Source organism: Haliscomenobacter sp., assembly GCF_041740695.1.
Classification (GTDB): domain Bacteria; phylum Bacteroidota; class Bacteroidia; order Chitinophagales; family Saprospiraceae; genus Haliscomenobacter.
Genome location: NZ_JBGSLK010000069.1, coordinates 22,986 through 42,828, shown reverse-complemented (window position 1 = coordinate 42,828; position 19,843 = coordinate 22,986). Strand labels below are relative to the sequence as shown.

Genomic DNA, 19,843 nt, shown 5'->3' with positions numbered 1-19,843 from the left:
GCTTTTTACTTACAATCGACCCGTGGCCTGGTTTTAGGCACAGATCGTGTTGTGAGACATATGAAAACAAATAATTGCATAGGTTAATTAGCGCTTGTTTAAGCGCTCAAAACCTTTGTAGCAATTGATCAATAACTTCGGCGTAGTGTTTGTGTTCCAATTGCAACACTTTCCCGGCAATGTCTTCCGGAGTGTCAGTTGGAGAAAGTTGACAACGGGCTTGGAAAATAATTTGACCTTCATCGTAGCGGTCATTCACGTAGTGGATGGTCATTCCACTTTCCGATTCATTGGCTTTTTTGACCGCTTCGTGAACATGTTTACCATGCATGCCTTTGCCTCCGTACTGGGGCAACAAGGCTGGATGAATATTGATGATTCGTCCTTGAAACGCTTCGACCAAGTATTCTGGTATCAACCATAAAAATCCGGCCAAAACGACAAGCGAAACCTCATATTTATTCAAGATAGATACAACATCGTCCGTTTCATAGAACGTATGGCGGTCAATGACTATTGAATCTACCCCAAAACTTTCAGCAATTTTTAACACTCCGGCGTCCGCACGATTGGAGATGACCATTTGGACACTCACATCCTTACGTTCGGCAAAATATTCCAGAATCTTCCGGGCGTTTGAGCCTGAACCGGAAGCAAAAATGGCAATGTTTTTCACGTGGCTCTTTGTTTCCGGGAAGATACAACAAACTTTTTTGTCATAAACAATAATGCAGCAAATCTGTGAAAGTTACAAGTGAATGAGGAAATTCAAATGAATTTTCCTTCAAAAACCAGCCTTTTTAGGTAGAAATTGTAAAAAAACACGATGCCAGAGGTGAGTAATTTTGCCAATAAGGCATTTTGTCGAAAGAAGGGCAAATAATTGTCCAATAGGTGAATGATGCCTGTACTCAACAACAAGCCACCTAAAGATACCAACAAAGCCAGCCCAAAAGCTGACCAAACTGAGCGCTTCAACTCAAATACAAAACGCTTTTGCAGCACAAAATTGACCAAGACCCCCGCCGCGTAGGCAAAAGGCTGAGCCAGGGTAGCCGTAAATTGCAAGCCGTTTTTTAGTCCAAAAAATAGAGCATAATCAACTGCAGTAGCAATTCCAGCGGAGGCTGCGTATTTGAGTTTGAGTTGAAGTAAGGACTTGAGTTTATCGATTATTGGCATGGCGCAGTTTTTCCTGTTCAAAAAAGGCCAGTACCTCGGTCCAGTTGTTGACCCGGGTAAATTCGGTCTCGCTCAGGTTGTGCGGAGCGGTGAACAACAATCCTTTGCCACTGAAAGTACGGAGGTTGAAGGCGTGATCGTCGATCATATAATCTGTGCCGATGATGCTTTTGTCGCCACAAAAAACGAAGTTTCGCCAGGAGATGTTCGGGAAAAATTGCAGAAGCCAATCATACTTGTCTTCCAGGCTATTGCGAAATTCCTGGGCGGCAGTCACAAAAAAAATTTCGTAATCATCGTCCAACAAACTTTGGATCCCTTCCTGAGCACCAGGAATGAGATCTAAATCAGCAAAAAAGCCTTTGTGATAGAGTGCTTCGCGAAGATTTTCGCCACCGGGCAAAGCGTACAGTTTTTTGCCATTGTATTCTTCCTCGGTAGGTCGGCGGCCATTGATTTGTTCAAAGAGGGTCAAAAATTTAGGGAGGACGTCGGCTACTACCTCGTCCATGTCTACGGCGATGCGTTTCATGCGGTGTATTTCGAATTTCAGATATCGAGATTTCGGGCGCAAGTTAGCAAGCGAAATCCGAAATCACGAAATCCGAGATGGATCAGTTCATTGAAAAATGCAGCGCCATATCCGCCGTATTGTGAAACATCAATTCCGAAATGTACGGATGCATGTGATCACTGAGGGGCAATTGGGCAATGGTTTCCATCACCTCAAACTCTGAATCCGCTTCCATGATCACCCACAGCACGGAACGATCCATGGCCAGGGAATAGGAACGAATTTTACCTTCCGACATGAGGTAATCTACCATGTTTCTTTGCTCGGGAATCAGGGCAAGAAACTCTTCCGAAAGGCTTTCAGGGAGCTCAAACTCCACCATGTAAGTACGCTTCATGTAAGAATCTTAGGGTTCCAGGGTTCCAGGTTCCAAAGTTCCAGGGTTAAGGACAACCCCGGAACTTTGGAACCTGGAACCCTGGAACCTTTTAGTCAATGCAGGTTCTAGAGCTTTAAACGAAAAACCGCTCCCATCGTTACGAAAATGGAGCAAAGTTTCACCTTTATACGAAAAATTTTCGTTGAGGGTCACTTCGCTATCCAAAATATACGCGATTGCGTTTAAATTTTCGGGAATTTCGACGAAAGTTTTTCCTTCCTCTGCCAATACTACCCATCTGAATGCTTTCACGCTTTATAATATTGGCAGCTGTTCTCCTATTTAAGTTCTCCTTAACGCCAGTTCATACAACAAAATCGGTTCCACTGTAGTTTAACTGCCTAAATGACACTTTTAACATAATAAAGGTGTCAAAACCTGACATTTATGCTTACTTTTGTGGCGAGAACATCATTTTTACGTCAATAGAGTTTAGAAGGTTGAGGGAGGTTGAGAAGGTTGAGGCTACCGCGAGGGACTTAGACACGAGTTCTGTCAAAATTGCTCGCGGTAGCCTCAACCTCCCTCAACCTCCCTCAACCTCCTCAACCTTAAATCATCATTTTCCCATGCGACGCATTCAACTTTCTCTCTTTTTCCTCCTGTTGTTGAGCGCTAGCGCGCTTTTGGCGCAAAGCAGCAACAGCTACTTCACCATCCTGGTGGGCACTTTTTCTGGCAATCGACCCGAGAACTACAAGAGTGTAGAAAAACTGGGCTTTTTGTTCGCCAAAGAACGCCCCAATCAAGTCTTTGACGTCTACATCGGCGGCTACGACACGGCGCTGGAAGCAGCCAAAATTTTGGATCAAGTCAAAAAAGCGGGCTTTTCTGCAGCTAAAGTTCAGCAATATGTGGTGCGCGACAACCAGTCGATAGCAGCCATTCAAATTGCCAGCTTTGAGGCCAATGCTTCGGTTACCTGGAATCGCTATCAGGCGCTCAGTGGTGATTTGTACGTGATCCCCAATGAAAATGGAGCGAAATTGCTGACTGGTTTTTACCCCACTATTGAAGTGGCCCGGAAAGAACTGGCCAAAGTTCAGGCGATGGGCTATACCGATGCTTTTGTGCGCACAGCTCACCCAACGTTTTTGCACCAAATAGGCGGCTTTGAAACGGGTACTCAACCCAAAGAGGTGAGCGCAACGGCGCAAATTGGCCCCAAAAAGACCAATGTCCCGGTATCCAAACCCGTGCAACGGCCTCAGCCGACCTTCCTGCCTGTAGATTATCAACTCGACAATCCGGCCAAAGCCAATACCAATACGGCAGCGGTACCCGGGGTGAATAACAATCCGGCCAATACCAATGCCAATCCAGGTAACAACACCAGCAATCCCAACGCAAACAACGGCTACGCTTCCGTGCCACCGCCCAATGGCAATAACAACCGCACGGCACCTGCTGGCAACGGTCAGGCCCAATTCAAATGGGATACTCCAGGAACAACCAACAATCCGCCCAATACCCAGGCAAAAGGTGCCCAGATTCCGGTTTCCTACGAGGCTTCCAACAATTCGAACAATGCCAATACCAATCTGGCGAATCCGAATAATCCTAACAACAATCCCAATACGGCTAATCCTAGTACGGTTAACCCAAACAATACCTACGGCAATGCTGCTCCGGGTTACAACTACAACTCCTCTTCAGGGGTAAAAGGTGCCAATGTGCCACCTGCCAACAATCCGAGCAGCAATGCTTTACAACAGAACAATCAACCCCCTGCTCCCGTCGCCATTTATCGGGCTTCGGTGAAGGAATTGCAACAAGCCCTGGCGCAAGAAGGTGCCTACCGCAGCGGCATCGACGGATATTTCAACGCGGCTACCGAGCAGGCTTATGACTTTTTCCAGGAGCGCAATCGCTTGATGACCCGCTACACTGCGGCAGCACAAGTAAAAAAAGAAGATACCAACAATGCAGCTTCGCGCCTGAACAACATGTTGAACAACCTGGATAAAGATGCCAACCCCATCGCGAGTCTGGCCAGCATCAACCACCCCCTGTCCAAGGCATATATGGCGTACAATAGCTTTACCTCTCGGGGCCCCGGGTTTGAAACCAACAACTTGATGAATGGTGCCATTCGTGAGGTGTTTTCCAGCCGCAATGTGAGCAATCAGATCAGTTTTGACAGCAAAGCGGCTTATGCTTATACGGATCTACGGCAGTTTATCCTGCATTTGTATTACCTGCATGCTGCCTTGGGTGAGGAACATCCGCTACCTTGTTGGTTGAATGACAAACATCCGCAGGAGAGCGCCGAAGCGCAAGGTTTGTTCAATGCTTCTTCCACTTTGGCCCTGCCTACTCAAACCTGTGAGGAGCAAGACGCAGCGGAACAAAACAGCAGCAAAGTATTACAACTCTTGGCGGAAGACATTGGGGTAGACAAACCGACTGAAGCCCTGCTCAAACAAGCTACGGATCACCGCACCCAATTGTTGGCGGGTAAAGTGCAGGTTTCTGCCACCGAACAAGCCCAATTGGACGCCTGGTCGACCGAACTGCTGAACAAACTCAACATCTGGGCGGCGCAAGATCCTTTGCACGCTGAGCTGGTGCGCACTTTCCGCGTCGTGTTCTACCAAACCCAAATGGAGCTGGAAAACCACTTCATCAATCAAGGTATGCCGGTACCAAAGGCCCGGTATATGGCCTTGGCGACGGAGCATACGATGGTGAGCCCGTTTCTGCAGCGATTTGAGTAAAAAGATGAAAGATGAAAGATGAGAGCAATAACCCTTGACGATAGCCTCGTTCATGTCCCTGCGGTAGCCTCTCTCATCTTTCATCTCTCATCTTTCATCTTTCATCTCTCATCTTTCATCTCTCATCTTTTAACAAGGTTTGTAATACCCTTTCTCGCCGGCTTCGTGATACGGCCACCCGGCTCCCATCCTTCATCAAGAGGTACCCTCCGTCTGATTTTTCCCAGGATTTTATGGCTTCAACATTGACCAAGTGGGATTGGTGGGTGCGTAAAAAGCCGTACTCTTGGAGCATTTCTTCAAACTCACCGAGGTTTTTGGAGACCAGAATGCTGGATTGATCGCGAATGTAAAAATGGGTGTAATTGTTTTCGGCCATACAACGAATGATGTCGGCAATGGGGATCAGCTCAATCCGTTCGGCGGTGGGAAGCGCGATGCGCTTGGGAGTGGTCGTTTCACGGCGACTTTGGAGCAACAATTGCAATAGGGCGTATTCCTGCTCCATGTGCAGGCGCTGGCTGGCTTTTTGCACAGCGCCCACCAAATCCTGCACCCGAATCGGTTTCAACAAATAATCAATCGCACTGTAACGAATGGCCTGCAAAGCGTAGTGATCATAGGCGGTGATAAAGATGATTTTGGGCCAGGGCTGCGACAATTGCTCCAGAAAATCGAAGCCCGTTCCATCCGGTAATTCTACGTCCAGCAAGATCAATTCCGGCAAATGCTGGCGAAATAAGGCCAAAGCCTCTGCCACCCCTTGCGCCTGTGCCACGACCTGTACCTGCGGGCAGTGCTGCTGGAGGGTTAGTTGTAAAAAAGCCCGATTGTGGGCTTCGTCTTCCAGAATGAGGGTTTTCATCAGCAACATGGGAGTTTGAGGGTGACTGTGGTGCCAGATGCTGTGGGGTCTTTTTCAACCAAATCGACGATGTGAACACTTGCCTCGGCGCCATACATCAGTTGCAATCGCTCCTGATTCATCTTCAGGCCACTTTGGGTACCATTGCTGTTTTTTTGGCGGGCCTGGTGAATGCCCACTCCATTGTCTTGGATGGAAATGATCACATACAGCCCATCTCGCCTCAATTGTAGTTCAATTTCACCCCTCGCATTTACCGGTGCCAAACCATGCAAAATGGCATTTTCCACATATGGCTGTAAAAGCAGGGCTGGTACTTCACAAGCATTTACATCCAATTCGGGAGCAATATCCAAGCGTAAAGTAAAAGGTTTGCGCAAATTTTCCAGTGCGCAATATTGTTCAACCAAGTCCAATTCCTCCCGCAGGGAAATGATTCCTTTCTGCGTAGCCCGCAATACCAGGCGCATCAAAGCAGCCAAATCTGCCAGGTAGTCATTGGCTTTTTCGGATTGCTGGCTGGCGATGAGGTGCTGAATAGAGCCCATGGTGTTAAAAATAAAATGAGGGTTTAGTTGAGCGCGCAAACTTTTGAGTTCTATTTCGGTCAGGCGGCGTTTTCGGGCTTCGCGGCGGCGAATGTAACGGGTGCGCAAGGCGAGGAAGCTGCCACCGAGGGCGAGGTTGCCAAGGAGGATATAAAGCCAGGTGAGATTGGATTTCGCAGGGTTTTTCTGTGCCAAAAAGTAATGCAAGCGATCTGCAAAATCAGCCCTTAGTTGCGCCTGATCTTTAGTGTCGTCAATAAAATCAGCAATTTTCCCTGTTTCATTGACAAAGAATAAGCGGGAATACGAAGCTGCCTCCCATTTGCCGTATTCATTGAAACAGAAATGATCGTGGATGTCCTGTGCTGCTTTTAAGTCTTTTGGAAAAAAAAGATTGTCTTTGGTGTAAGGCGGAGGGATTTGTGCTCCATATTTTTGTTTGAACTCGCGATAAGGCAAGGGATAAACATGCACAATGTTCAGGTATGGATAACGTTTTGCCAACCTTGCATATTGAATTGCATGTAAGGATGAGGGCCCAAGCGCGATTGAAAAAATTGTTTTTTTGCCTTGCAGGTTTTTTGCCTTTAGTTTTTTACCTTCTAAATTGTATACTTCAAAATCGGGCAACGCTTTGCCTTTATCCAGGCTTTGCATGGTGTTTCGGAATTTCTTTACATTTTCTACTAAAACGGAATCCGGGCTAGAGTTGATAAAGTCTGTGGATTCAGCGAAAAGACCTGCATAATCAGTATATAGTGAAGTGTAGTCTCCAGAAAGATTGTTGTACAAAACCTTACTGAGTGGCTCACCCGTTAGCATAAATTTGGCCAGATCATCAACACTCCCATGTGGTACATTAGAGGTGTAGACATTAAAAACCCTGATCCCGCTCGATTTATAGCTCATATATATACGGTGTAAAAAATTGGGGTAATCATACCCATATTCACTCCAATCGTTGAGTATAGGTAGTGTATTGAACCGGCCAATGTATTTTATGGGCTCCAGTCTTTTCAAGGCTGGCATGCGATAAGAGCCTGGAAAAATAAACATGCGCCAGGCCTCTAAATATCGGTATTCCCAGTAGATGTCCCAAAAATGAAAAGGATTGATCTGTTCTTTCCAGGCTGCAATCAAGGTTGAATCTTGGTTGAAATCGTTACGTGCATCCTGATAGAGTATCACGGGGTCAGCGTTTTCATTGAGGATCTTCATGAGCTTTTCGCTATCCTCGTTCTGGTGATCATCCCGATGACGAAGTTTCAGCCACAACTCATTTTCTTTGGCGCAATTGCCTTGGTAAACGGTTGTGCTGAGGATACTATCCAAATTTGCCTTTACCTCCAAATAGTCACCTGGAGACAACAAAATGGGTACGTCAAATATTTCAAAAGCAAGATTGCGCTGCAAGGGTGCGGTGAGCACAAAACTACCGTCGGTCTTGAGATCAAATCTTGCCTTTACCCCGAAGCGGAAGCGCAGGGTATTCAAGATTTCCTCTTTTTCCTTTAGTGCCCCTGCTGTTTTAAAATTCAATAATTTCCCTTTCACGGTCGCTTGCGCCGTTGACCAACCACGCAACCAAACCCTTCGGCTTGATTCAGGGCTGGTTTCCGAAAATTCTCCGTATTTGATCCAATTGCTGCGTTTATCTACAACCAAGTAATGATTGGAACCAAAATGGTGGCGTTGTAAAAAAGGAATGCTGGTCGTTTTTGTATAACTGGGTGTTTTAAGAAAGGGTGTGACTGTATACTGGTCCTTTTTGGGATAAGGTGGAGTCAATGTATTCTCGTCCCTTTCTGGGGGACTCAATAGCCAGAAAAAGGGACGATTTTTTATGCTAGACTTTGTATCCTTTTTTTTGCCTTCCAGCAATAATTGATGCCGTAAAACCCTACCTTGAAGGTCAACGGTAATCAAAAATTCTTTGGTGTACACATTCCAGCGTTGGTAGTCCTCCTCCTGGTGGTGGTACTTTGAATCGAAATAACCAAAATTGTCTAGTGTGCCCCGCTGACTGCGCAAGCGATTAATTTTTGCGCTGAGCAATACACTATCTTTTCCTTTTTTCAGCACTTGCAAGGCCCATTTTGCCCTTTGCATGATGATGAAATCCCGATTGTAAGGTTCACCATAATACTTTTTATCTTCTTGCCGCACATCCAACCAATACGTCTTTCCCACTTTCCATTCCAACACAAAAGACAAATCCGCTTGAGCAAGCAAAATTCCGCTTGAAAACAGGCAACAACAAATCAGTATTACAGGATTGAGTTTCATAATCATCATGTCTAAAATTAGCAATAATTCTCAGGCTAAATTGTAGACAAGTATCCATTTTAAAGGCTACAAATGAATAACCTGTAGCTGCGAATGAGTATTTGGAACATTTGTATGATTCCACGTAAAACTATTGCGCAGCATTTGGCATCTTTGCACACAGCGCGTACACCTAAATTTTTCACTTTTAATTTTTCACTTAACACCCATGTCCAACGTAAACATCACCAAAACCGAAGTCCTCGCCAACAACTGGTACACCCTCCGCAAAATCACTTTTGACTATCAAAAAAAAGACGGCACCTGGGAAACCCACAGCCGCGAAGCTTACGACCGGGGCAATGGCGCCGCCATTCTACTTTACAACCTGGAGCACAAAACGGTCATCCTCACCCGCCAGTTCCGCATGCCTACCTACGTCAATGGCAATGCCGACGGAATGATGATCGAAGCCTGCGCTGGACTATTGGATCAGGACAACCCGGAAGATTGTATCCGCCGCGAAACCGAAGAAGAAACGGGATATAAGGTACGCGATGTGCGCAAGGTATTCGAAGCCTACATGTCACCGGGCTCGGTGACCGAAATCCTCCACTTTTTTGTTGCCGAATACAGCCACGACATGCAGGTGAGCGACGGCGGCGGCCTGGATCACGAGCAGGAGAACATTGAAGTGATGGAGCTACCTTTTGCGCAGGCGCTGGCGATGATCGAAAGTGGGGAGATAAAGGATGCGAAGACGATTATGTTGTTGCAGTATGTGCAGATTCAGGGGTGGTTGGGTTAGTGAGAGATTACATCAATTCCTTTAATCTCAAAAATTGTTCAGAGGCAAGACTGAATCTCTACTCTACACAATCTGAGGTGCTTCTTCGGTGTCTTAAGTTTCTTAGGTGGTGAAAAAGAAAAATCTACAATAGTGTATTTTTCACCACCTAAGAAACCTAAGACACCGAAGGGACACCTCAGTTGTTTTCAGCATGGTTTAAGTTGTGACCTGCCCCATCAACCACTCCACCAGCAACCTCACCCCAAAAGCCGTCGCTGATTTATGCGGCAAAAAATCCACATCCCCATAAGCCACCCCGGCAATATCAAGATGCGCCCAGGAAGGATGCTCGTCCACAAACACTTCCAAAAACTTGGCCGCGCTGATCGCACCCGCCGCAGGTTTGCCACTAAAATTGCGCAGGTCGGCTACGTCGGATTTGAGTTCGTCTTTGTATACATCCCAGAGCGGCAAGCGCCACAGCCGTTCGCCACTGTATTCGCCAGCCACAGCCAGTGATTCCGCCAGTTGGTCATCATTGGCAAACAAGCAAGCGGCATGGGCACCCAACACCCGGGCCGCGCTACCCGTGAGCGTAGCCAGGTCCACAATGCTGTCCACCTTGTAGTTGCGCACCAGGTAGGAGAGCGCATCCGCCAGAATGATCCGGCCTTCCGCATCCGTATCGGTCACTTCGATGGTACGGCCACTGTAGGAGTCGATAACATCACCCGGCTTGAGGGAGTCGGCGTCTACACTGTTTTCGGTGACGGGAGTAATGCCAATCAAATGGAATGGCAATTCCAGGCGTGCCGCCACTTCAATTGCCCCATACACCGCTGCTGCACCGCTCATGTCACTTTTCATGTGGTGCATATTGGCCGAGGGTTTGATGGAAATCCCGCCCGTATCGAAGGTCACTCCTTTGCCTACCAGTCCAATTGTCCGGGTTGCGGTTTGTGCAGGAACGTATTCCATTACAATACAAACGGGGGGCGCCGCACTGCCTTGATTGACTCCCAGGAGCGCATAAAATCCTTCCGTTTCCAATTCCGCTTTTTCCAGTACCCGCACTGAAAAATTGCCCCTTTGCGCAGCAGCCCGGGCAAAGCTAGCCAAATGTGAGGGCTGCTTTTTGTTGCCAGGTGCATTGATCAGGTCGTAAATGGCCAATTGGGCTTCGGCGATCACTTGGCCTTGTGCTACCGCTTTGGCCACGGCTTTGACACTGAGATTGGCGGGCAAATAAAATTCAACTGCCGCCTCTTCCGTAGCCAAAGGGTGAATTTCTGCGGCCTTACTCTTGTATTTCCCGGCATCGTAAGTGCCCAGGTATAGACCATTGACGATGGCTTCGATGCAAACGATGTGTTGGTCAGCGGGTAAAAGGGACGCATCAAGGTAGATGCCCAAACTTGTAGACAGTTTACTTTTTTGGCGCGCCGCAAACAAGCGCGTTGCACGCAATATTTCCGCAAAACTTGCCTCTCGCCCCAAACCAAGCAGAAAGATTTTACATTCAGGACCGTACAAAACCGTGGTTTCGCCCGTCTCCGCTTTAAAATCTTCCAGCGCGCCCTTGAAGCTTACGCCAAATTGTGTGCCAATCTGTTCAAGGTTTTGTATCCACTCACCTTGATTGTTGCTTACAGGGATCAATAATTGTTGTGCTCCCACGACCCAGCCACTCTGCCAGTTTATTTTCATTTTCCCGACCGAACTTTTCCTGCTAAATGAAATTTTACCCTAAAAAACTGTCAACAAGGCCAAGCTTATTGCCCAGTTTTTCAGATTGCCCGTAAAAATAAACGAAAGATGCTATTTTTAAGGGTTAAATCGGTTTTGATCCGCATTTAGTAATATTTTCAACAAAACTATCAGTAATTATGAAGCCACTCTGGGGCATTGATTTGGGAGGCACCAAAATCGAAGGGGTGATTCTCAAGAGCAAAGAAGATCCGCAAGTACTGACTCGCCTGCGTGTTGCTACCGAACAAGAACAGGGTTACCACCACATCATCCAGCAAATTGGCGTGTTGATCGATTTGATGAAAAAAGAATCGGGTCTGGTGCCGGAAGCCATTGGTATGGGTACGCCCGGAGCTTTGGATCCGATTACGCATACGATGAAAAACAGCAACACCACCTGCATCAACGACATGCCCTTCAAACGAGACTTGGAGGCTGCGTTGAACCTGACTTTCGAGTTGGCCAATGATGCCAATTGTTTTGCAGTGGCTGAAGCCAAAATGGGGATTGTACAGGATGTAATGCCCAGCGCCCGTATGGTTTTTGGCGTCATCATGGGCAGCGGCGTTGGTGGCGGTTTGGTGATGGACGGCAAGGTGTGGAATGGCCGGCAAGGGATTGGCGGCGAATGGGGCCACAGTTTTCTGGATGAGTCTGGGGGAAAATGTTACTGTGGCAATGTAGGCTGTGTGGAAACGGTTTTTTCAGGCCCGGCGCTGGAACGTTTTTACCTGGCACAATCCGGCCAAAAACTCAAACTCAAAGAAATTCTGGAGCGCCACAAAGCCAATAGTGACCCGCATGCCAGCGCGACCATCGAACGTTTGTTGCACTTTTTTGGCAAAGGCCTCGCCAATTTGATCAATATCCTCGATCCTGAAGTGATTGTTTTGGGTGGGGGAGTAGGCAATATTGATTTGTTGTATACGGAAGGAATCGAACGGGTCAAACAGTTTGTCTTCAATCCGCGTTTGGATACCCTGATCCTGAAGCCCAAGCTCGGCGATAGCGCCGGGGTATTTGGGGCCGCGTTTTTGATGGCCGACTAAAAAGTTGAGTTTATCAATCCCGGTCACCGAGCGAAGCCGAAGTGCGTAGGGTCAGATGAACTCAACTTTTTATAAAATAAAAAAAGGACATCGAAAGGGCAAATGCCTGTTTTCGATGTCCTTAGGTATTGTTTTGTAGCGTGAGGCGGGCTTGAACCGCCGACCTTGCGATTATGAATCGCACGCTCTAACCAGCTGAGCTACCACGCCAAAAAATGCTTAAGCAAGCTCTTACTTCAAAAGCGAGTGCAAAGATAGTAGTCCTGTCGGTTTCTAGCAACCTTAGGCCGTATTTTTTTCCGATTTAGTAGTGGGGCAAAAATAAGTGTTCATTTTTTTAGGCCAAAGGATTAGCTAAGACACTTAAAATGAACCGTTTACTTATCTAATCCTTTGGCAAAATGGATACTTATTTTTTTGTCGCCCCTTATTTGAAAAAATCTTTTTCTTCTGGAAGTTTCTTCTGCTCTTCTTTTTCCATTTGTCCAAAAAGCAGGTTGATTCCGATGCGCCCATTGACGGTATTGCTGTTGGAACTTTGTAGGAGGGTCAGCAAGTTGTCGGTTGCGGCTACGATTTGGAGTGGGCCAATTTTCAGGCTGGTATTGACGCCGACATTGTCGAAACGTTTGTTGCGGATCACGTAGGCACCACCCAAGGTGAAACCTTTAAAGATTTGCTTTTGTAAGCTCAAGGCCAGAGCGGGAAACCACTCATCGGCAATCCGTTCGCCGTACGCTAGCACCCCAATCGAGGTATTGTCATTCAATTTCAAATTGGCACTCAAAAAAGAATAGGCGGGCAAACTGGTCGCGTACACTCCATTCGTTTGGACTACTTTAAACCGCGCCTCCAGGGTATCAACGATGCTCCCAAAACTGACCGAATCGGTCCAAACATTGGGAAAAATATCCAAACCCTCGAAAGTGTATTCCCCTTTGATGGCCAGTTGAGTGGCGTCCTGCTTCCAATTGATTTGCCCCAGATCGAGTATGGAAGCGGCCAACTCAAGATTCCCGAGGCGGAGGCTAGCCCCCAAGTCCAGTGCAAAACCGGTATTGTTGGTCCAATTGTTGCTCCAGTCGAAAGTGGCGATGTCCAGATTGGCACTGATGTCCTGAAAACCATTGTAGCGCAACTGGGTGCCTGCCGTATTGAGGGCGTAATCGGCATTGACGGTCAGTTGGTACACATCGTCGCTGGTGAAGAGACGGAAATCGTGGTTGAGCGAAGAGATGTTGCCTACACCATTGAGCAATTTGATGCGGCCACCCAAGGTGAAGTTTTTGCTCACTTGAAATCCCAATCCCAGCGCAAACTCCTGATACGCCTGAATCCCGATACGCGGCGCAATCTGAATTTCCTGACCGATGAACTGGGCATTGCCTTCCCAGGCCAGTTGGGCGAGTTCTTTCGGGTATTTGGAATACGCATTTTGCCGCACCTGATGGCTTAAGGAAAGGTACCAGTCGCCTGCGTGAAAGCCGATGCCGAGGGTGCCGAGATCGATGCGGTCGCGGATGTAGTTTTCAGGCTCCAGTAGGCTGATGGCTTTTGCTACATCCACTACGGTTTGGCCTTGATCGTTTTTTTCCAATACCTCATCCAAGGTAAAGCCACTTACCTCTCCATAGCCATAAATATTGGGTAGCGAAATGGTGATGCGCTGCTGGGGCAATAGCGCAGGGTTGCTCTGATGGGCTTGCCAAGTGCCACGAATGAAATGAGAACCCAAGTCGAGTTGGGCCATTAGTTGCAAGGACAGGGTGGATAAAATAAGCAAGAATAGGAGACGCATCGGTTTTTGGGTTTTCTACACTAACGTGAATGTGGTAGCAATGTTTCTGAGAGCTTGTTTAAGTTATTTGAACGGAAGCGAAAGCGAGGCCATTTTTGTCCAAATGAGGCACGAAAAGCGGAGTTTAGCAGCGCTAAATGAGCATTTTCGGAACGAAATTTGGACAAAAATGGGCCGTTTGTAGCCCGTTCAAATAACTTAAACAAGCTCCAACGAATAAAGATATTTGATTTGTTAAAACTTGCTCAAGATTGGGAACTTTTAGCTGCTTTTCTTACGTTTTTCCCACATTCTTTTGCATAATTACGACCAAAAACAACCATACCGTCATGAAAATACTCGTCACCGGGAGTGCCGGACATTTGGGCGAAGCCCTAGTACGCACCCTCCAACAAACCGAACATGATGTGATTGGTCTGGACATTTTACCCTCGGCATTTACCAGCCGAGTTGGCTCGATAGTAGACCGCAATTTTGTGCGCCAATGTATGCAAGGGGTAAATGTGGTGCTGCATGCTGCGACCCTGCACAAACCGCACGTGCTTACCCACAGTTTTCAGGATTTCATTGACACCAATATTTCAGGAACAAGCAATCTGCTGGAAGAAGCCGTGCAGGCTGGTGTTGAATGCTTCATTTTTACCAGCACCACCAGTACTTTTGGCGATGCCATGAAACCCCTTCCTGGTGGGCCCGCAACCTGGATTACAGAGGAAGTGACCCCCATCCCCAAAAACATTTACGGCGTAACCAAAATTGCTGCCGAAAACTTGTGTAAACTTTTCCACCAACGCTACAAATTGCCCTGTTTGATTCTGCGTACCTCCCGTTTTTTCCTGGAAGCCGACGATCAGGAAAATACCCGCATCCAGTACCAAGACCTCAATGCCAAGGCGAATGAATTCTTGTACCGCCGAGTTGATCTGGCCGACATTGTTGATGCTCATTTGCTGGCGATGACCAAGGCGAAAGAGCTCGGTTTTGGGCGGTACATCATCAGTGCTACAACTCCATTTAGTTCCGAAGACTTGACGAGGTTGCAAAAAAATGCGCATGAGGTAGTCAGTGGTATTTTCCCGGATTTTGCCGAAATCTACGCGCAGCAAAACTGGGCAATGTTCGCTAACCTTGATCGAGTTTATGTCAACGAGCAAGCAAGGCGTGATTTGAGCTGGCAGCCGAAATACGATTTTCGCCATGTGCTTGATTCAATCAAAGCGGGTACGGATTTTTTCAGCCCCTTGGCGAGGCAGGTAGGGTCAAAGGTTTATCATGATCGGGCCTTTGAAAAGGGGCCTTATCCGGCGGAGCAGGGGAAATGAATTTTAATGTGCTTCCTAAAAAACCGCAAAAACACCCTCCAACTCATCATCACTGAGCACTTTTTTCAGGCGATGGTGCCAATGGTAAATCGCTACCCAATGCATACCAGAAACCGGAAGATGCTTTTGCGCAAAACGCGCCGCCGCCAACAACTCAGCATACCCACAGGTTTCAATCCGCAACAAATCGCCCTGGTACAAATAATGCCCATTGAGATAAGTACTTTTTTGTACGCGAAATCGCTGCGGCGCAATCTGCTCAAAACGGGCATCGCCGCTCAAGTCTTCTAAGCGTAGCTCATTCACCAGTCGGATCATCTCCCCTTCCCGAAACAACACTCCCCAACTAAAGGCTGGCAGCACCACATCCAGCGACAAGGAGTACTTTGGGAAAGGGGCATAAGCCTCAACTGCCGATTTGGAAAAAATGGAATTCTCCTCCTCCCAACTTTCCAAATCACCCACATTGTAAAGCATAAGTGTGCCGCTGGCTACGGGTGGAATGCCCGTACGTTGGGGGTATTTGAATTGGTGCAAACGGATGGTGGCGGAAACACGGCACTTGCGCTGCGCGAGTTTGTTGCTCAGTTTTTCCAAAAAGGCAAAATAAACCCTGCGGCTGCCGGCTGTCCAGTCGCAGTCAATTTGAATTTCGGAGAGGCTTGGCTTACCCAAAGGTTGGGTCAACGCATCAATTTTAGCAATGACCCGTTGCGCCAAAGTCTCCAATTTCGCCTCACTTTCCACGTGATCCCAGGTGCGATTGGTGATGTAAATGACGGGGATCAACTCCAGGTGTTGGAGCCCGGCGGTATCGATTTGAATGCTGGCAAGGGGTACGATTTGGCCTTGGGCTTCGTTCCAGTCTACGTCAAAAAACTTGGCATACAATCTCGAAACTTGGAGGGATTGTAGGCTTTTTTGTTCGGTTGGGCTGAGCGACAAATTGGTTTGCCAGTGGTAAAATGCGCGTTGCACCTGCGGTTTGGGCTGGCAGGCACTGATGAACAGGGCAAGGGATAAAACCAGGATTTCAAGACTTAACAATCGGTTTAGCATAGCTTTTCTAATAATTTACCAGCCTTTAGTGAAATCTTAAGTGTCTTTAGTTTCTTAGGTGGTGAAAAAAAACAGTGCAGCACTTCTCTCACCACCTAAGAAACCGAAGACACCTCAGATTTCACCTAAGAAATTATACGTTAACTTCAGCAAGGAAAGTTTACTTCCGTCGAGCCATCACTTCACCCGCACAAATTCAATGTTCCAAGCCCGACCCGTCGTAAATTTAAACCCCGTCACCTTCCCCGTCTTACCAAATGTAAACTCCAACAACTCCCCCTGCTCATTTTTAAAGGTATTCTTGTAAAACGGAGTCAGCTTCTGATCCAAATCGGGCAGCAAAAAAGTTTCCAGCACCCCATTTTTGATCCGAATCTCATAAGTCGCATCCGCTTCGGTGCTGCGGTAAGTCCCCACCAAAGCCAACAAGTCCTTCTCGCTGGGCTGGAAAGGAGTTTTTTTCTGGTAAGTTAGCGTGTCGCCATTGCTGCTATAGGCGATATACTTGTTGCCGGCAAACTCCAGGCGGGTATTGCCCTGAAAGAAAGTATGCTCCTTGGTCGCCTGCAAAATCTGCCCAGCTTTGGTGCGCAGCAGGCCGTCTTTTACCTCCAGTTCAGTAACGTTGTCGTTGCGCACCGAGCGGTAGAGTCCCGCTTTGGCTTTTAAAGATGTTTCATCAGGGACAATGGTACCCAACATCGGTTCAGTGGAGGTCCTTTCGCCAAAAAACACTGCCGCCACCTTCACCCCCACATCCACGGGGCCAACCATCGCCGAATTGCTCAAAAAAGCAATCGACAAATCCTGCTCAGGATAATAGGCCAGCCAAGACCGGTACCCGGCGGTGGCACCACTGTGGCTAATTTCTTTGAAACCATTAAAATCACCAATGGTCAAGCCCGCTGCGTACGAGATGGTCACGCCATGCTTCAGGATGCCGCGGGTTTGCTGCAATTCCGCGAGGGCTTTGCCCCCCACGATATGGCTTTTGTAGTTTTGGTTCCAGCGCACCAGGTCTGAGGTCGTAGTCAAGAGGCCACCGTTGCCGTGTACCATTTCAAAGGGCATGTTTTGCAGGTAGTTGTTGCCATACCCGGAATAGGCGATGGCGCGATTGGGTACAATTTTGCGGTAATCGTCGCGCCATTGGGTGTGCGTCATGCCCATCGGGCCAAAAATGCGCTGCTTGCAAAATTCGACAAAAGACATCCCACTGACCCGATCCACGATGATGGCCATGAGGTTGTAGCCCGAATTGCAGTAGTTGTACTGGTCGCCCGGTGGAAAATTTAGGCTTTTTTGCCGCGACAAAATTTCCAGCACGTGTGCGTGGGTGTAGGTGCGTTTGCCTCGCGGCCATCCTCCTACTCCTGCTACCGAACCCCAATCGCGCAAGCCGCTGGTGTGGGTCATTAGGTGACGGATTTTGATCGTCGGGCCGTAATTGGGAATTTCGGGTAGGTATTTGCGGATATCGTCATCGAGGCTGAGTTTGCCATCTTGCACCAGCAAGAGGATAGCGGCCGCTGTAAATTGTTTGGACACCGAGCCTGCTTCAAACACGGTTTCGGGGGTGTTGGCGATGTTGTGTTCCAGGTCGGCCATGCCAAAGGCAGCGTTGTAAATGGTTTGGTCACGGCGCATCACAGTCAGGACGCCACCGGGGGCATTGGTGTTCCATTGACTAAAAATGGCGTCGATTTTTTTGAGCGTATCGGCGAGCGTGGGGGATTGGGCGGAGGTGCTGATGGCCCAGAGGCTCAGGAACAGATAGCATAAGTTTTGTCTGTAGTGGCTTGCCATGGTGGTGTTTTGTGGTGATGAAAAGGTGGAGGCCAAAGTTAAGGTTTCAATGGCTTGATTTCAGGTCAATCAAGTTGTAGTTTTGATTTTTAGTCAAAATCCCTTAATTTGTAAAAAAAATTACCATGCATCTGCTCGAAACAGCTACCGGAATCCTTAGCGCAAACAAGGATGTCCTTTTTCACAAATACCCCATCAAAGAGTTGGGCATATTTGGGTCTGTAGCGCGCAAAGAAGAAAATGCAGATAGTGACATTGATATTTTGGTTGAATTTTCAGAGCCTGTGGGCTGGGAAATCATTGACTTAGCGTCAGAGTTGGAAGAATTGCTGGGGTACAAGGTCGATTTGGTTTCTAAAAAAGCGGTTCGCGCCAACTTAATGCCCTTCGTTTTAAAAGATATCGTTTATGTCTGAGCGCTCTGATAAGGTTCTTTTGGAGGATATGCTTGAAGCTGTCGATAGGATTCTAGAGTATAATGCTCAATAGCTGCATGTGCCCTTTTGGATGGGACGGGGTGGAAGGCGCTGCATCCTGGGGAGGCGTTGTGGGGGGGCGTTGAGGTAGAGATCTATGTAGCACTATTTCCTTTAGCGGTCTGAAAATATGTCTTGTATGGATGAATAAAGGTATTTATATAGCAGGCTAACTTGAATCAAGTATAGCGGCCAAGTTGGAATATTGACTATACCGCGCCGATTCAGATTTTGTCCAAATATGCTTTGAAAACCCTGATTTCATGAGGTTTCGCAGCAACGATTTGCACAAATCTCACTCGATGAAGTATAAGTGCAAATAAACGAACTTTGGAGTGTAAGTAAAAGGTGAAATACGGTAACTTGGAAATTGATAGGCATAATTAAAAGCAAAACTCATGAAATATAATCCAATAAAATGTTGGCTTATTAATACTAAAATAATCGATTTAGAAATTACCAAAACCCAACAAGTAGAATTTAGCATCATCAAGAAGAGTATTCTCAAAACAGGTTTTCGAGGGTTTATTATTGAGGGAAGTGAAATTAGCCAAGCTAAATGGTATGAAGATTTCTTGCTTGGTAATAAAGTAAATTTTTACGTGGACGGAAGTGGTATATATCATTTAGTAAATATAGATTTATCCGAAAACGAAATTTATCTTGAAAGATTGAGCATTCCTATCGGTTATAAGCCATGGATTTTTTTTAGTTGGCAAAGTGATTACAATCCATCGCGGACGCAGATAAAAGATGCTTTAAAAGAATCAATAAATGAGATAAATGAAACGAGAGCGCCTAAACAACAATTAGAAATTGTTGAATCTACAAGAGCAGAAGATGGAGCAAAAGATATAGTTCAGGCAATCAAAGACAACATTGACAAGTCGCTAATTATCGTTTCCGATATCACTAATGTTGCCGGAGTTCTGGGAAATGATTCTAAATTAATAGAAGAGGGCAAAAATTATCCAAACGCGAATGTTGTCTTTGAAACAAGTTATGCGTTATTAAGAAAAGAGATGAATCAGATTGTATTAGTCAAACGCAGGCGAAAAGAACTAAAAAATGACGATACTCCTTTTGACTTTTCAAAAAATCGAAGGTTAGATTATGAAAGTGCGGGACAAGTTAAAGCAGATTTGAAGAAGATGATTGTTCAAATCTTAGAAAAAAACAACTATTTAACCAAATGAAAATTCGGCTAACAACAATAGTTGCGGCCCATACTGCTGCAAGCCCCTTTCGGCTGCATTGAATTTTA

16 protein-coding genes and 1 tRNA gene are annotated in these 19,843 nt (G+C 46.8%); 6 read left to right on the top strand and 11 right to left on the bottom strand.

What is annotated here, in order from left to right; genetic code table 11:
* Positions 1 to 106 precede the first annotated feature (106 nt).
* The 4 genes from ACEW9O_RS14440 to ACEW9O_RS14425 all read right to left on the bottom strand — a co-directional run bounded on the left by ACEW9O_RS14440 (position 107) and on the right by ACEW9O_RS14425 (position 2,093).
* Positions 107 to 676, bottom strand: coding sequence for a phosphoribosylglycinamide formyltransferase (locus ACEW9O_RS14440; protein ID WP_373550883.1), 570 nt, complete (start codon positions 674 to 676; stop codon positions 107 to 109).
* Between the two features lie 92 nt (positions 677 to 768).
* Positions 769 to 1,182: a GtrA family protein gene (locus ACEW9O_RS14435; protein WP_373550882.1), complete on the bottom strand. Its 414-nt coding sequence runs from the start codon at positions 1,180 to 1,182 to the stop codon at positions 769 to 771.
* Positions 1,166 to 1,714, bottom strand: coding sequence for a 5'(3')-deoxyribonucleotidase (locus tag ACEW9O_RS14430; protein WP_373550881.1), 549 nt, complete (start codon positions 1,712 to 1,714; stop codon positions 1,166 to 1,168). The genes ACEW9O_RS14435 and ACEW9O_RS14430 overlap by 17 nt, the downstream gene beginning before the upstream one ends.
* Before the next feature lie 82 nt (positions 1,715 to 1,796).
* Complete coding sequence (locus tag ACEW9O_RS14425; RefSeq protein ID WP_373550880.1) at positions 1,797 to 2,093, bottom strand: muconolactone Delta-isomerase family protein; 297 nt, start codon at positions 2,091 to 2,093, stop codon at positions 1,797 to 1,799.
* A 611-nt stretch (positions 2,094 to 2,704) separates the two neighbouring features.
* On the opposite strand from ACEW9O_RS14425, the gene ACEW9O_RS14420 reads away from it, so the two are divergent.
* On the top strand, positions 2,705 to 4,852 hold the full coding sequence (locus ACEW9O_RS14420) for a peptidoglycan-binding protein (protein ID WP_373550879.1): 2,148 nt from the start codon (positions 2,705 to 2,707) through the stop codon (positions 4,850 to 4,852).
* Positions 4,853 to 4,967: 115 nt separating this feature from the next.
* Here ACEW9O_RS14420 and ACEW9O_RS14415 read toward each other — a convergent pair whose 3' ends face one another.
* Positions 4,968 to 5,717, bottom strand: a complete 750-nt coding sequence (locus tag ACEW9O_RS14415) for a LytR/AlgR family response regulator transcription factor (RefSeq protein WP_373550878.1) — start codon at positions 5,715 to 5,717, stop codon at positions 4,968 to 4,970.
* Positions 5,717 to 8,551: a sensor histidine kinase gene (locus ACEW9O_RS14410; RefSeq protein WP_373550877.1), complete on the bottom strand. Its 2,835-nt coding sequence runs from the start codon at positions 8,549 to 8,551 to the stop codon at positions 5,717 to 5,719. The genes ACEW9O_RS14415 and ACEW9O_RS14410 overlap by 1 nt, the downstream gene beginning before the upstream one ends.
* Before the next feature lie 208 nt (positions 8,552 to 8,759).
* Between ACEW9O_RS14410 and nudK the strand changes: the two genes are divergently transcribed.
* A complete protein-coding gene (gene nudK, locus ACEW9O_RS14405) occupies positions 8,760 to 9,338 on the top strand; it encodes a GDP-mannose pyrophosphatase NudK (protein WP_373550876.1) in 579 nt (192 codons plus the stop codon).
* Positions 9,339 to 9,536: 198 nt separating this feature from the next.
* On the opposite strand, the gene ACEW9O_RS14400 is transcribed toward nudK, so the two are convergent.
* A complete protein-coding gene (locus ACEW9O_RS14400) occupies positions 9,537 to 11,027 on the bottom strand; it encodes a M17 family metallopeptidase (protein ID WP_373550875.1) in 1,491 nt (496 codons plus the stop codon).
* 179 nt (positions 11,028 to 11,206) lie between these two features.
* Here ACEW9O_RS14400 and ACEW9O_RS14395 point away from each other — a divergent pair, with 179 nt between their 5' ends.
* Entirely contained in the window at positions 11,207 to 12,118 is a 912-nt protein-coding gene (locus ACEW9O_RS14395) for an ROK family protein (protein WP_373550874.1), read from the top strand.
* Between the two features lie 136 nt (positions 12,119 to 12,254).
* Here ACEW9O_RS14395 and ACEW9O_RS14390 read toward each other — a convergent pair.
* Both ACEW9O_RS14390 and ACEW9O_RS14385 read right to left on the bottom strand, forming a co-directional pair.
* Positions 12,255 to 12,328: transfer RNA gene (locus ACEW9O_RS14390), tRNA-Met, on the bottom strand.
* Positions 12,329 to 12,545: 217 nt separating this feature from the next.
* On the bottom strand, positions 12,546 to 13,916 hold the full coding sequence (locus tag ACEW9O_RS14385; protein ID WP_373550873.1) for a DUF5723 family protein: 1,371 nt from the start codon (positions 13,914 to 13,916) through the stop codon (positions 12,546 to 12,548).
* 329 nt (positions 13,917 to 14,245) lie between these two features.
* Between ACEW9O_RS14385 and ACEW9O_RS14380 the strand changes: the two genes are divergently transcribed.
* Positions 14,246 to 15,238: an NAD-dependent epimerase/dehydratase family protein gene (locus ACEW9O_RS14380; RefSeq protein ID WP_373550872.1), complete on the top strand. Its 993-nt coding sequence runs from the start codon at positions 14,246 to 14,248 to the stop codon at positions 15,236 to 15,238.
* A 15-nt stretch (positions 15,239 to 15,253) separates the two neighbouring features.
* On the opposite strand, the gene ACEW9O_RS14375 is transcribed toward ACEW9O_RS14380, so the two are convergent.
* Together ACEW9O_RS14375 and ACEW9O_RS14370 are read right to left on the bottom strand one after the other, a co-directional pair.
* Complete coding sequence (locus tag ACEW9O_RS14375) at positions 15,254 to 16,297, bottom strand: hypothetical protein (protein ID WP_373550871.1); 1,044 nt, start codon at positions 16,295 to 16,297, stop codon at positions 15,254 to 15,256.
* Positions 16,298 to 16,474: 177 nt separating this feature from the next.
* Positions 16,475 to 18,103 (bottom strand): serine hydrolase domain-containing protein, encoded by a 1,629-nt coding sequence (locus ACEW9O_RS14370; RefSeq protein WP_373550870.1) that lies wholly within the window; start codon positions 18,101 to 18,103, stop codon positions 16,475 to 16,477.
* Between the two features lie 125 nt (positions 18,104 to 18,228).
* Between ACEW9O_RS14370 and ACEW9O_RS14365 the strand changes: the two genes are divergently transcribed.
* Together ACEW9O_RS14365 and ACEW9O_RS14360 are read left to right on the top strand one after the other, a co-directional pair.
* Positions 18,229 to 18,519, top strand: coding sequence for a nucleotidyltransferase family protein (locus ACEW9O_RS14365; protein ID WP_373550869.1), 291 nt, complete (start codon positions 18,229 to 18,231; stop codon positions 18,517 to 18,519).
* 458 nt (positions 18,520 to 18,977) lie between these two features.
* Positions 18,978 to 19,775, top strand: coding sequence for a hypothetical protein (locus ACEW9O_RS14360; RefSeq protein WP_373550868.1), 798 nt, complete (start codon positions 18,978 to 18,980; stop codon positions 19,773 to 19,775).
* Positions 19,776 to 19,843 lie beyond the last annotated feature (68 nt).